Annotated in this window: 7 protein-coding genes; 6 read left to right on the top strand and 1 reads right to left on the bottom strand. The window is 50.6% G+C overall.

Translation table 11 applies throughout. From position 1 onward, the window contains the following. Positions 1–138: 138 nt before the first annotated feature. Entirely contained in the window at positions 139–3390 is a 3252-nt protein-coding gene (locus tag GGC63_RS31905) for an FG-GAP repeat domain-containing protein (RefSeq protein WP_192705723.1), read from the bottom strand. A gap of 414 nt (positions 3391–3804) precedes the next feature. Here GGC63_RS31905 and GGC63_RS31900 point away from each other — a divergent pair, with 414 nt between their 5' ends. The 6 genes from GGC63_RS31900 (at position 3805) to GGC63_RS31875 (ending at position 14444) form a co-directional block, all read left to right on the top strand. Then, entirely contained in the window at positions 3805–6300 is a 2496-nt protein-coding gene (locus GGC63_RS31900) for a U32 family peptidase (RefSeq protein ID WP_192705722.1), read from the top strand. Positions 6301–6470: 170 nt separating this feature from the next. Continuing rightward, on the top strand, positions 6471–6803 hold the full coding sequence (locus tag GGC63_RS31895) for a PadR family transcriptional regulator (protein ID WP_192705721.1): 333 nt from the start codon (positions 6471–6473) through the stop codon (positions 6801–6803). Then, positions 6800–8113 carry an FtsW/RodA/SpoVE family cell cycle protein gene (locus GGC63_RS31890; RefSeq protein ID WP_192705720.1) on the top strand — a complete coding sequence of 438 codons (1314 nt, stop codon included), beginning with the start codon at positions 6800–6802 and terminating at the stop codon, positions 8111–8113. Before GGC63_RS31895 ends, GGC63_RS31890 begins: the two co-directional genes overlap by 4 nt. Positions 8114–8366: 253 nt before the next feature. After that, the gene (locus tag GGC63_RS31885; protein WP_192705719.1) at positions 8367–11576 is read left to right on the top strand and encodes an S-layer homology domain-containing protein; all 3210 of its coding nucleotides are present in this window, start codon (positions 8367–8369) and stop codon (positions 11574–11576) included. A gap of 82 nt (positions 11577–11658) precedes the next feature. After that, complete coding sequence (locus GGC63_RS31880; protein WP_192705718.1) at positions 11659–12321, top strand: tetratricopeptide repeat protein; 663 nt, start codon at positions 11659–11661, stop codon at positions 12319–12321. A 371-nt stretch (positions 12322–12692) separates the two neighbouring features. Then, complete coding sequence (locus GGC63_RS31875; RefSeq protein WP_192705717.1) at positions 12693–14444, top strand: AfsR/SARP family transcriptional regulator; 1752 nt, start codon at positions 12693–12695, stop codon at positions 14442–14444. The last annotated feature ends 14 nt before the right edge of the window (positions 14445–14458 follow it).

Raw genomic sequence — 14458 nt, 5'->3', positions numbered from 1 at the left:
GTCCTCCTTTGGAAGTCATCTATGGTTAAATTCGGTATGACGAAAATTTGGCGGGTAACGCGAGAAATTCCCGCTAGAGCTTGTGGCTTGCGGGAATCTTTCGGTCACGAGGCTTCCGTTTCAACGGGCCAAGCCTTCTTAATAACGGATCGTTATCGTTGCTGGAGCTCCGAAGTGAGTCACGGTATACGTCCCGTCCTCCGCTTTATGGTCGATCTGGAGCTGATCTCCTTCGATCGTAAGCGGCTTCGAGCTTTGCAGCTGAATCTGCTGCATGCCGTCCGACTGCCATTCCAGCTTCCATTGGCCTTGCTGCTTGTCCAGCTTGTAGGGCACATTGGAACGCAGCAAATGCAGCCGGCCTTCGTCGCTCGAACCGAACCAGACCTTGGTAGCCTGCGGAACGCCTAAATACAGCTTCTGGTTAAGCGTAGTGAACACGTCGGCATCGGTAGAAACCGGACGGTCTTCGTAAGCCAAGCCGCGTTCAATGACGACGCCAAGCGTCCCTTTGTATTCGGCAGCCTGGACGGGAACATGGTCCGTTGACGGCTTGATCCGTATCGACGGCTCCGTATGGATGCCGATCATCCGTTTCAAATGATCCGCGATGACCTCGATCCACGGCCGGTATACCGTCGTTTGAGTCGTTAAGGTATTAAGGACCGAGCGGGCCAATTGCGGCTCTTTCATAAAGTTATAGCCGTACTGATTGCGGATCTGGTCCAAATATTTGACGAATTCGAGCAAGCCTCCCGGTCCGGCTACGCCATTCGGGAATTTGTATTCGATATGCTCGAAGTAATCGATCGGCAGATCAAGCTGAATATAGGATTGGAACAGATCCTCGGTGGAATACTGCCCAAGTCGAAGCACTGGCGCCGGTGTGCCGAGCAGCATCGGCGGATTCGAAGGCTCGGATGAGCCCTGGTCCGTCATCAGGAATGGCATCCCCCAATTGTATTGAACACCCAAACGGGGTTCATTCGGAATATTGGACGGACGGAAACCGAAGTTGTACCAAATCCCCGCGCCGCGCTCGTTGTTCAACGTCTGCGTACGATCCGGATTGTTGATGCGCCAGGTGTGCTGGTTCGTACCCGGCATGTTCCATGGTATGTCCAAGGTTTTGAACGATTTTTGCTGGAGGGCAATTTCCTCCTTCTCCTGCTCGTCGCTCGTAAAGTTATGGACAAAGATGTGCGGATACAGGTCCAGGTAATGATCCTTGTTATATTGAATAAAGGCTTTCAGCTGCTCCGCATAAGGGAACTTGGGATCATCGACGGTAATCGGCATGCCGAATTCCAGCTGGCCTACGATAAGATCGTCTTTGCCGTCATGATTCAAGTCATACCACAGCGGCACCGAATTGTGACCGCCAACGAGAGCATGATTGCCGAGCTGGTTCACGGTAGCGCCCTCGACTACGCCGGAAGGCTTCCATGTGCCGTCAGCCTGCTGCAAATAAATGCGCAGGTCGCCTTCGACGTTGCCGACCACGAGATCGGGCCGACCGTCGCCGTTCATGTCACGGATCGACGGCGCGGCGAATCGGGCAGGCAGCTTGAACAGCAGGCTGCCTGCGTCGAAGGCGACGGGCTCCCCGGCTGTGCCGGAGCCCGGGCCGCCGCGGCCCGCGGTGCGGTGGCCGCGATAGAGCGTCACACCGCCGTCCGCATCCCCGACCACGAGGTCGGGAACACCGTCGGCGGTGACGTCTCCCAGAGCCGGAGCCACAGGCGCCGCGGCTCGGATGGGCTTGCCGCCCGCCAATAGCGGGGCGGGCTCCGCAAAGGCGCCGCCGGCTTCGCCATAGGCGACGGCGAGCGTGCCGTCGGACAGCCCGAGTACGAGATCGGGCTGTCCGTCGCCGTTGAGATCGTACGCCGCAACGCTCGCGTACGCATCGGTCTTGAGCGGCTGACCGTTCTTCAGCCGCAGCGGCTCGCGCTTGCCGAAGGCATCGGGCGCGGTCGTGCCGCCGGGCAGGAGCTGCCCGGCATAGGCATCCGGCTGCGTCCCGGTGTTGCGGTAAGCGGAGATGGTGCCGTCGGCCGAGCCGACGATCAGGTCCGGCTTGCCGTCGCCGTTCCAATCGGCGAGAGCGGGATAAGCGCGGAAGGCTTTGTCGATCGGATCGCCGAGCGATCGGTAGTCCGGATACATCGCGAGCTGAATCGGCTTGCCGTCGCCCATGATGCGGGTTCCGCTCGAATAGAACGAGTTCGGCGTCTCCCCGGCGAAGGCGGGCTTCTCATTCGTCCCCGTATTCAAGTGCACGGCCAGCGATTCCTGCCACCGTCCCCAATGGAATGAAGAGCGGACGAGTGTGAAGGACGGCACCTGATTGTATTTCTTCAGCAGCTCGGCCCATTGAATGCCTTCGCCGTCGCGAATCGCCTCGATAGCTTCAAAGTGATTTTGATGCGACATGGCGGGCCGGCCATAAGGTCCGAGCACTTTTTTGATGCTGTAGCCGAGCGTTTCCTTGGATACGAAAGCCACATATTCGCTCCGGAACAGCGCGCTTCCCGCGCTGAAGGTAAAGTGAAAATATGGCTCGAGCGGCAGCTGCCCGCGGTCATAATATAACGCGCCTGCGGTCGGCTTCTTGGCTTGATTCGTTTGTTCCGCCAGCTTGGCGAAGCCCAGGCTGGGGTCCATACCGCTGCTCATATCATAGCCGGTAATATAGAAGCGGTTCGGCAGGAGAACGCTGCTGAAGAAGACTGTCCCTTTTCCGTACCGGTTCAAGGCGTACAGCGCCGTATCATGCAAGGATACGACGGGCTCTGCCGTCGAAGGGATCAAGCCTTTGCCCCACGAAAACCTCTGCAGGTCCGACACTCCGTCATGATTGATGTAGTTGTCCATGAACTGCCGGAACAGCTGCTGCATAGCCTGCAAATTCAGCTCGACATCCGGATAGGAGAACGTCTCCGCTTCGGCCGAAGCTGTCTTTGCCGTACTTGCGGCAAGAGCTTTGGGCGGTGTCAGCTCAACGAGCTCCTTCGCGCCTATAAAGGCCAGCGGAAAATCCGCGGCCAATCCATTTTCAAGGAACAGATGCCCTCCCTGCGATACATAGCTTTGAAGCAGCTCGCGCTGCTTGTCTGTTATCGCTTCATGAAGGGAAGGATCCAAATATACGGCTTCATAGCTTTTCAGCTGGTTGAGCGAAAGCTGCTCCAGACTGCGCCGTTCCAATTGCAAATTGGCGATTAACGACTGCTTCAATTGGCCATAGGCAGCCGAGTCATAGCTGTCCCCATTCGACACATAGAGCATGCGAACAGACAGCTCCTTGTCGGAGACGGCCAACCACGCTGCGAGGATAAGCAGGATGCCGATAACGGTGCCTGCAATCCGGGCTTTTGTTAGCTTCATGAAATCCCTCAATTATATCTCTGGTTGGACTACCTTGCAATTATAGCATGGATGGCGGGCTTTGTTAACTTTTGTCGGCAGTTCCAGCAGGGTGTCACAAAGGGAGAAAGATTGGGGGACAGCGTGCTTTTGGATTGGCGTTGCCTGCTGAAAAATGGGGAATGGTCCATCCGGTAGGGGAGGCGACGAACAGCTGCTTGTCAGCCTGCGCTGCTTGCTTTTTCATCAGCCTCTGCCGGTCATTTGGCAGATTCCGGCTCGCTGCTTGCTCAATCTGTCACTCGTGCGGCGGCCAGGCCGTTTCCTCTGCCATTTGCTGGTTTCATTAGCTTTCGGGCCTCCTTTTCTGGTACACTATATAGTTGAAGTGATAAAATCAGACGCGGAATCAGCATTCGGAGGAATGAACATTATATGACGGTAAAAAAATCAGATATTGAGCTGTTGGCTCCTGCCGGAGATTGGGATTGTTTGCGTGCGGCTGTCGCTAATGGGGCGGACGCGGTATTTTTCGGTGTGGAGAAATTTAATGCCAGAGCAAGAGCTAACAATTTTGTTACGGATGAGCTGCCGGACATTATGTCCTTTTTGCATTTGTACGGGGTCAAAGGCTTTTTGACGTTTAATATTCTTGTATTTGAGGACGAGCTGGAGGATGCCAAAAAGCTGATCGAAGCCTGTGTCGATGCGGGTGTCGATGCTGTCATCGTTCAAGACTTGGGCTTGGTCAAGATGATCCGCGATATTTCCCCGGATTTCCCGATTCATGGCTCTACTCAAATGACGATAACCTCGCCGGAGGCGGTCGAGTTCACTAAGCCGTTCGATATTGAACGGGTCGTATTGGGACGGGAAAACAATCTGAAGCAAATCAAACAGATCGGGGATCAAGCGAAGCTGCCGATGGAGGTTTTCGTCCACGGGGCCTTGTGCGTTTCTTATTCGGGCCAGTGCCTGACCTCGGAGATGTGGGGCGGACGCTCGGCGAACCGCGGGGAATGCGCGCAAGCCTGTCGTTTGCCGTACGATCTGATGGTGGATGGGGAACAGAAGCCGATGGGCGATATTGCTTATCTTTTATCTCCCAAAGACCTGGCGGCGCTCGAGCTTGTACCGGAATTGATTGAAGCGGGAGTAACCTCCTTCAAGATTGAAGGGCGGCTAAAAAGCCCCGAATATGTAGCGAACGTAGTAAGCAAATACCGTAAGGCGATCGACCGTTATTTTGAGAACGGAAATGCCAAGCCGACCAAGGAGGAGCTGCGGGAGCTGGAGCAAAGCTTCTCGCGCGGCTTCACCTACGGCTTCCTGAAGGGAACGAACAACAAGCAGCTGGTAGAAGGAACTTATCCGAAGAGCCGCGGCGTATACTTGGGACGGGTGAAGCAAATTTTGCGTGACGGTGTCGTATGCGAGCTCGAGGCGCCTGTAAAACGCGGGGACGGTATCTGCTTCGATGCCGGAGATCCGACCAAAAAAGAAGAAGGCGGGCGCGTCTATGACATTCGCCGCAAGGGCGTGAAGCTGGAGGGCGAAGCCGCCGGCGGGCTGATTGAGATCATTCCGGGACGGAACGACGTGAATTTGGGCCGCGTGCATGTAGGAGATCGGATTTGGAAAACGAATGATCCGCATTTGGACAAACGGCTCCGTCAATCCTTCGAGACTGACAAGCCTTACCGTACGTTCCCTGTATCGGTTCAAGTGACTGGCACTCTCGGCGGGTTGCTGAAGAGCCAATGGACCGATGAGCTGACCGGCCATACCGTAACCATTGAGTCCGAGCTGCCGCTCGTACAAGCGGAGAAACGCCCGATGGACGCGGCTTTATTCGAAGAGCAGTTCGGCCGTCTTGGCGGTACGATCTTCGAGCTCGCTCGACTGGACGTACAGCTGGATGGTGCGCTGATCGTGCCTATGCGCGAGCTGAACAGCATGCGCCGCCGGGCCGTGGAGCAGCTGGAATCACTGCGCCAGCAGCCGCGCCGGTATGTGAAGCGGCCGGTCGAGGTGATGTCCGATGCTCCGGTCAAGCCGGAAATTCGTCAAGCCCCTCGCTTGACGGCCTTGTGCCGCAACCTGGAGCAGGTGCGCGCCGCACTGCGGACCGATGTCGATATGATCTATGCCGATTTTGAATTTATCAAGCAGTTCCCTGCTGCAGTCGAGGCGGCCCGGGCCGCCGGGAAGCGCATTGCGCTCGCTACGCCGCGTATTCATATGCCAGGTGAAACGGGATATTTCAAGAACATCACCAATTTGCAGCCTGATGCTGTACTGGTACGCAATACCGGTGCCGTCTACTATTATATGAAGCAGCGCATGGAGCATCCGAATGAGAAGCATCCGGAGCTGATCGGAGACTTTTCTTTGAACATTGCCAACCATAAAACGGCTGCCCTGTTCCTGGAAACGGGATTACACCGTGTGACTCCGTCGTATGACTTGAATATTCAGCAAATGGTGGACTTGCTTCAGGTAGCGGATACCTCCAAGCTGGAGGTCGTTATTCATCAGCATATGCCTATGTTCCATACGGAGCACTGCGTCTACTGCACGTTCCTGAGCGAAGGGACAGACTATACGAACTGTGGCCGTCCTTGTGAGGAGCATCGTGTATCTCTGCAGGACCGTGTCGGAATGTCCCATCCGGTAAGGGTAGACGAAGGCTGCCGGAACACGGTGTACAACGCTATCGAGCAATCCGGTGCTGAATATATTCGCAACTTCCTTGACATGGGCGTCTCCACCTTCCGGGTAGAGTTTCTGGAGGAAACGCCGGAGAAGGTGCTGGAGGTCATTGATTTGTATCAGCGTGCTCTGCAAGGCTCCATCAGCGGAACACAGGTATGGAAGACACTCAAGGCAACGAACCAGCTCGGCGTAACCCGCGGGCAGCTGGTGAAATAATATTCGCAAAACAGTCGGTATACTAGGGGATTTCCCTGTTACCGGCTTTTTTTTGCTTGGATTGAACAAAGAGTCTATTTTTGCTATTATATACCTAGATTTACTATGCATAGATTAGCTATGTATAGAAGGAAGATGCTTAGACTATTGCAGGAGGTGCCTTTCATACCATGAGTGTCAACAAAGAATTGCTGAAGGGAAGCACGGGAACCTTAATCCTCACCTTGCTGGACAGGCAAGACCGGTACGGCTACGAATTGATCAAGGAGCTGGAACGCAGCTCGGACGGAACGTTCACGCTGAAGGAAGGAACCTTGTATCCGATCCTTCACGGGATGGAGGCGGAGCAGTGGGTAGAGGCTTATTGGCACGAAGCGGAAGGCCGTAAGCGGAAATACTACAGAATCACCGAAAGCGGGAGAAAGCAGCTGAAGGAGAAGAAGCAGGAATGGCGATTGTTCCGCAATGCGGTCGATCGTGTATTAGGGGAGGGGCAAGGATGATCAACAAGGACAACCATCCAATTATCGACGATTATTTGGACTCGGTTATTCGGCTTGTTAAAGCGAGAGAGCTTCACAAGGACATCCGGCGGGAAATAGCAGATCATCTGGAGGAGCTCGTCAGCTTGAAGCGGGAGGAGGGCAGCAGTGAGGAGGAAGCGGCCCGTTGGGCAGTTAGACAGATGGGAGAGCCGTCGGTCGTGGGGTCAGAGCTCAATAAGGTACATAAACCGCGCATTCCATGGGGATTGATTGGCTGGGTGGCAGTTTGGCTTATCTTTTCGTTTGTCGCCATGTACGCCGTTGAATTAAGCTATGCCGGCATGGAAAGGCGATCTTATATTCCTTTTTTATTGAAAAAAGTGGAGTTTACCGCAATCGGACTTATTCCCATGGTTTTACTGCTGTTCTTCGATTATCGCCGAATACTGAAATATTCTTGGGGCATCTACATAGGCACGGCTGTGATATCGTTAATTACCGTTCTTTCCGGTAGGCAGATTAACGGTATGAAGGCTTATATTTCGCTCGGCCCTATTCAATTAGATTGGATATCCATCAGTATCTATTTATTTATCATAGCGGCCGCGGGGATATTAAGCAGCATGGACTCAAGCCAACGTTCCGGATGGAAGCAGTATCTTCTGCTTCTGGTTGTGCCGACTTATCTATATTTGATGAGCCCGTCTGTATCCTCCATTATTTTGTATGTCTGCTCCTATCTGATTTTATTATATTTTGTTACGAAAAGCTGGCGTGTTGTTCTGACCCCTATATTGCTATTTGGAGCTTTTGTGGTTGTCATTCTATGGATATCCGAATATAGGCTGGATCGGCTCACCGCCTTTTTGAATCCGTATTCCGACCCGGAAGGCGCTGGGTACATGTATATGCAAATCAGTCAGGCCATACGTTCCGCAGGCTGGTGGGGACATGGTTTGGGCGCAGTGAATATAAGGCTTCCCGAAATTCATACGGATAATTTGTTTACTTATTTGATATACAGCTTAGGCTGGCTGCCGGGCATGGTGATTATTGTGTGTGCCGTATTGTTTGCGGTCCAGATGCTTCAAGCGTTTGCTAATGTTAGAGACCGCTACGGAAAAATACTCATCGGCGGGCTGGGAAGCTTGCTCGTTATGCAATTTGTTTGGAACCTTGGGATGTCGACGGGTGTCCTTCCAATATTGGGCGGCATTTCTCTTCCGTTTTTAAGCTATGGCGGCAGCCATTCTCTTATCGAGATGGTGGCTATGGGGATTATGTTCAGTGTTTACCGGCGTAAGGATATGATTCGAACTCGTGCATAAAAGATAGAGCGAAACGGCGGCCAGACGGATATGGGCTGCGTTTCGTTCTTTTTTTATGTATTCCTTCAATTAGGGTCACAACCTGACAAAAAATTTTGTGGTCTATAAGAAAAAAGACCTAAAATAGCGAATTTTGTAAGATATTTGTAAGGGGTTATATAGTACACTTGATCCAAGTGCTATTGCCAGAATCTGTAATGGGGGATGTCGGCAGGCACAATCGTTCATTGACAATTTTATAGGAGGAGAAACCATGTTTGACAAACAAGGACGCAGTAAGATGAGCGCTCTTCTTGTGGTTGCCATGCTGTTTAGCATGCTGATGCCTGCTATGGCTTTCGGTGCGACGGCTGCGCAGCTCAAGGATACGGCTGATTCTTACGCCCAAAAGGAAATTCAATCGTTAGTCGATTCTGGTATCATCTCTGGCTACGAGGACGGCACGTTCCAGCCTCGCAAAGCGATGACTCGCGCAGAATTGGCGAAAATTATCGTTCTTTCACTTGGACTTAAGGAAAACCCAGATAAAGCCTCAGCCTTCACGGATGTGGACAAAAGCAGCTGGTACAGAGGGTTTGTAGGCGCTCTGGTAGAGTCCGGTATTACTCAAGGCACATCGGATACTACGTTTGCTCCGGATGCCAAAGTGACTCGTGAAGAGCTTGTCGTATTTTTCATACGGGCTATGAAGCTGGAGGAAACCGCCAAGAAGCTGACAGCGGATGCGAAACTGTCCGATTTGAAGGAAGTTTCCAGCTGGGCACAGGCACATGTTTCTTTAGCTTTCAAAGTAGGCTTCGTTAACGGTCTGGAGGACAAGGACGGCTCTTTGAAATTTGCTCCAAAGGATAATGCAGAGCGTCAAGCGTTGGCACGTCTTGCTTACGAGTTCAAAACGAACAAAGACAAGTATGTCGCCAAAGCGAATGAGCTTGCAGCTTCCAAGGGCGTAGAAGGACCGATCAGCTCGGTTTCCGTTGTAAACAATGTAACGGTTGAAGTTACGTTCAACGAAGAAATCAGCGCTCCGAACAAAGCCGACTTCACCTTTGATAACGGCTTGACGGTTACCGCTGCAGAGCTGAAAAAAGACAGCAAGAAAATCGTTGTGTTGACCACTGGCGTTCAAACAGCAGGTACGGTGTACAAGCTGAGCTACAAGGGTAAAGACACAGGCAAAACCATTACCGGTGCAAGCGCAGCTGTTGGCGGTGGTGGAGGCGGCGGCAGCTCCTCTAGACATAATAGCGGAACTACGCCTGGTCAATTATTGAATCTTGGCGGAACTTATACGAATCTGACACTCACGCAATCGGGAGAATTTGGCCCAGCTGACGGTTTCACTACAACGATTACCGGTACGTTGACTATCAACCCTGGCGAGAACGGCGAAGTGAAGCTGAAGAACATTTCGGCAGCTAATATCGAAGTTCTTTCCGGTAGCGATCAGTCGGTGAAGTTCTCTAAATCCAAAATTACATCTTTGAAAGTCAATGCACCAAACCAAGGCAAAAAAGTAAGAATCGAAACCCTGGAAGGCACTAGCGTTGTAACGACCAGTGTGTATTCCCAAGCTATTCTGGAAGGAACAGCAGGCACACTTGGCAACGTAACCGTAGGTCCGGAAGCAGCAGGCAAAACGGTAGCGCTGAAAGGGAATATCGGAAATGTGAAGGTAACTGCTGCCAATGCGGATATTCAGCTTCTTCCTACTGCGGCAGGTGGAGCCACAACTGTAAATGGCTTGGAAATTGCAGCTAATGCAAAAGTAACAACAGATGCGAAAGCGACATTGAAGTCCATCACCATCACAGCTCCAAAAGCATCCGTAGAGTTGAACGGTGCAGGTGCGGTTCAATCCGTGACTGTCTCCCAAGCTGCTGAAGGTGCTACCTTAACGGTAGGTGCTTCGTCCAACATTCAAAGCATTGAAATTAACGCAAACGTTACTTTGGCCGGCGACCCTGCTAAACTTAGCGGAGTCGAAATCAAAGTAGCTGAAGGCGTAACGGTAAGCTTCTCTGATACGATTAAAGACGGATTGAAGAAAGCTGCTATCGATGCCATCACAACTCTCAAAGATTTCCAAGAATACAGCGTGGAGCAAGAACAACTGATCAAAACAGCGGGTATCGCTGTTAACAATGCTTTGACAGCGGGCGTTGCAGAGGAAGATATTACCGGTTACGACAAATATGTTGCAGCGAACAAGCTGATTCAAACGCTGAAGGCTGAGATTTTGGATCAATTGGATGCTGAGAAAGCAAATCTTGATTGGTTGCAGCAGGATATTCGTACCAGCCTCGAGCTGCCTGTATTGGGAATTTACGATTCTGTGATCGCTTGGTCATCTTCCGATTCTCATGTCATTTCTATTGAAGCGATGGAAGGAACAACTCAATTCATCTTGGGTCGTGTTGTTCGTCCGGAAGCGGGACAACCTGATGCGGTTGTAACCCTGACTGCGACCATTACCAAAAATGGTTTGACTGTAACGAGAGAATTTACACTTACCATCAAAGCTCAAACCAACTTGCCTGAAATTCTTGATGTTTCCGCGGCATACTTTGCAAACGAAGGAATTTATATCAAAGGTATCGTTGAAAATGCAACGGACGTTAAGATCACTCTAGTATCCCCGGATGGCGTGAGATCCGACTTCCGTGTGGGTACAGGCGTTGAATTGATTGACAATTATTTTAGATTCGTACATAGCGGTAATCTGGCTAATGGCGAATGGACGTACAAAGTAACGGCAATTTCCGGATCTGCGGTATCTGCTGCAGTAACTGGTACAGTAACGGTAGGAAATGGACCTGTTGAAGAGCAAGTAGCAGCTCCTACAGCTTCTATTGCCTCCGGAACTCAAGTTCCTGCTGGAACTACAGTTCAACTGGAAACCGTTACAGTGGGCGCTTCCGTGTATTACACTTTGAACGGAACGGTACCTACGACGGCAAGCATCTTGTATACAACTCCAATTGCTATTAATGCGGATCTCAACATTAACGCGGTTGCTTATAAAGACGGCAAATACAGCAGTGTTTCCTCTTTCCGTTACACAGTTGCTCCTTCTAATTCCGTGAGTGCAGTAGTATATGCCGTATACTCAACTAACTCATATAATGGTTCTGTAACAGGCACAGTGTATGGTCCATTTGATTTTACTAATAACCGTACTATGTTCGCCGTTCCAAATACGGCAGCAACAGATTATATTATCGTGAAATTCAGCGATGTTCTTGATGTTGATTCATTTGCAGGAGAGCTTAAAGTGCATAATGTGAAAGTAAACGGAGTATCGGTAGGAGCATCGGTATACGATAATGTTTACTTGGTATTCCCAACCAATAATCCGGCGCTTCCTGTTGGAAACCATATTTATCATATCACTGGATTGGAAAGAACAGTAACAACCCAAGTATATAATGTCGATATCACCCTTAAACGACTAAGTAACTGATTTTCATTCGAGTCAACCTTCAGGTTGACTCTTTTTTTCATCCCTTTCACCAGCAAGCAAATAAACGATATAGGGGGGCAACATGAGTCAAAACAAACTATCACTGATCCTTATCCCTATCCTAGTTATTGCAGCCGCTTGGTTTATTTACCCCGCTCTGACCAAGCAGAACGAAGCCGTACACGCCGACGCGCAGGAATATGCGGAAGCCTTGTCTTTAATTCAACAAGGGAAGCTCGATGCGGCCCGAAAAAAGCTGGAAACGGGAATGTTGAAGGAACACGCGGAGGGAAAATATGATTTTGCCCTTGGCAATATCGATCGATTGCAGTCCAACATGGATCAGGCACTCGTCCATTATGCAAAGGCCGTTCAGAAGACTCCCCAACTGAAGGAAGCCTACAACAATATGACGGCTATTTATATGCTGCAGCAAAAGAATGACGAGGCTTTAACTACGGTGAATGACGGGCTGAAGCAGGATCCCAAGGACAAGGAGCTGCTATTTAAAAAGGGTCAGCTGTTATATTTGAAGGCCAACTACGCGCAGGCTGTCGAGGTGCTTCAACCCTTGGTTCATGACGCAGAGTATGTTGAGGCGTATCGTTTTATAGCCCTTTCCTATGTCAAACAAAATGAACGTGCGCAAGCATTGCAGGCTTTGAAAGCTTATTTACAGAAAACACCCCAAGGAAGTCGAGGTCGTACCGAGCTGGAACAGCTTCTTGCCGATTTGGAAAAGTAAAAGAGAGGGTTCCCACTCTCTTAGGCTGTTGAGAAACTTAGCTTTGTGTGAACTATTGCTGCATGTGGAGGTGGGGTATACCTCGGAGGAGTTTACGTCCGCCTTTGAAACGCGTGAAAATACTGCTGAATATAATGACATTTCACGGGTTTCAACAGCGGCTGGAGGGGTATACCTCACCGGAGTATTTTAGCAATAGCTCAAACTTCACATGCTTCTCAACAGTCTTAGAGAGGGGTACCTCTCATCGTAAAACGAGTCCCATTTTCGAGAAAGTTTTTCTTATAGATCAAGAAGGAATAACAGTATGGTTGTCGAATTGATCTTACGAGTCCTAAGAACTATTTTCCTTTTGATGAGAGTGATTATATATGGACCATAGACCTATATCCAACGTGAGTCTCGAGGATTATACCCATATCATTTTGCGAATGGAACGCAGTGTATTGAATGGAGATTCAGTGGATAAGAACGTATTGGCACAAATTCCCGTTCGTTTGCTTCAAAACTCCCCCTTACTGCTAGAGCAGCAGGCCGCAAGCTATTTTCATGACGGAAACTTACCGGAAGCAAGGGCCGCGGCAAGCATGGCCGTGAGAGTCTTTGCCCAGCAAACCCACGCACACAGGCTGAATTCGGCACTCTCTCTTCTCTGTATGATAAATGTAAGGCTGGGTGAGCTTCGTGATGCCGAAACGATCCTTGTCTTTTTGAAGGAACAGTGGGATCGACAGCCGGACGAGCTTGATGGGAAAGCGTGTATGGCATTGGCTAAGGGATTTTTTTTGATCGGAGATCCAACCAGGGAGAAGGAGTTCGGTATAGCTGCCAAGGAACGGTTTATTCGACATGGGCAGCTTGGGGAAGCGGTACAGGCCTGTCTGGACATGGCGGCCTCCCGAATGGTGACCCTTTCCGATCAAGAGATGGCTTCTGTTCATTTGTTTGCAGATCAGCAGGCAAGGCTGGACGGTCGATGGGAGTCGAATCGTCAGGTTCTGCAAAGTATGGATTGTATAAGGCAGGGGGATTGGGAGTCGGCCGTTCGGTGGCTGGAGCAAGTGGATTCGCATGCTTTATCCTACGAACACCGGGCCGGCTGCATATTGAATGAATGCAGAGCTTCTCTTTTCAAAGGCATTTCACTCTCTGAGCAGGAGCTGGAAAGGGTTCAGGGCATTGTAAAACAGTACGGAAGCGATTTATTCATCCGTTTTGAAGCGTACAGCTTGCTTTATCAAAGTGCGAAAATGGATCGACAACACTCTCTTGTAAATGAATATTGGCATTGCCTTAGAGCGGCTGCCGATATCACGAGATACCCATGGCATCAACAGTGGATGCAACAGCAAGAGGAGCATCAGGAGTCGTCAAGTGCCCTGAGCTGGAAAGTCCAGCTGTTCGGCAAGCTGAAGTTCGTACAGGGCTCTCATGAAAGACAGGATCTGGATTGGAAAAGGAAAAAGGCGGTAGAGCTGCTGGTCTATTTATTGATGCAGCCCCAATTTTCGGCCACCAAAGAGCAGGTGATGGAAGACTTGTTCGGATCGATTTATGTGGACAAAATGGCCAATCAGCTGTACGTCATCGTCCATCAACTGAAGCAGACCTTGAAAAAGGAGCTGGGCTCCGAGCAGGCAGTTATTTTAAAGGATGGGCTCGTACGGCTGCAGGAGCATTTGGTCAAAGAAACGGATGTGGAACAGTATGAGGCTCTGCTGCGTGAAGCAGACCAAGGTTGGGACCACTTTCGCTCCAAAGCCATTGATCTGTATAAGCAGGCTGCTGTAATGTACAGGGAATTTGCTCCGGAAATCCGTTATGCCGACTGGTCGGAGAGATACAGGATTTCTCTCCAGGATAAGCAGGCGGCAGTGCTGAAGCGATTGGCAAGGGAAGCCAAGGACCACTCTCAGTACGATCAGTCGGAAGCCTACTACAAGGATTGGATCGCACTATGCCCTACCCAGGAAGAAGCTTATCAGGGACTTATTGAGCTCTATGTGATGGATTCTAGGAAGCAGGAAGCATTAATCTATTATCGCAAGTGGGAGAAAATATGCATGGAGGAATTCGGTGTCGATCCGAGCCCGGATATGAACACATCGTTCTTATCTTCATGAGTCAAGGCACACCA

Source organism: Paenibacillus sp. OAS669 (assembly GCF_014873645.1).
Lineage (GTDB): Bacteria > Bacillota > Bacilli > Paenibacillales > NBRC-103111 > Paenibacillus_S > Paenibacillus_S vulneris.
Note: the sequence above shows the minus strand (reverse complement) of the source record. Positions and strands in the feature narration are given on the sequence as shown.

Coding starts and splice junctions, on each gene's coding strand:
- GGC63_RS31905 (WP_192705723.1), bottom strand. CDS start 3,390: ATGAAGCTAACAAAAGCCCGGATTGCAGGCACCGTTATCGGCATCCTG.
- GGC63_RS31900 (WP_192705722.1), top strand. CDS start 3,805: ATGACGGTAAAAAAATCAGATATTGAGCTGTTGGCTCCTGCCGGAGAT.
- GGC63_RS31875 (WP_192705717.1), top strand. CDS start 12,693: ATGGACCATAGACCTATATCCAACGTGAGTCTCGAGGATTATACCCAT.
- GGC63_RS31895 (WP_192705721.1), top strand. CDS start 6,471: ATGAGTGTCAACAAAGAATTGCTGAAGGGAAGCACGGGAACCTTAATC.
- GGC63_RS31890 (WP_192705720.1), top strand. CDS start 6,800: ATGATCAACAAGGACAACCATCCAATTATCGACGATTATTTGGACTCG.
- GGC63_RS31880 (WP_192705718.1), top strand. CDS start 11,659: ATGAGTCAAAACAAACTATCACTGATCCTTATCCCTATCCTAGTTATT.
- GGC63_RS31885 (WP_192705719.1), top strand. CDS start 8,367: ATGTTTGACAAACAAGGACGCAGTAAGATGAGCGCTCTTCTTGTGGTT.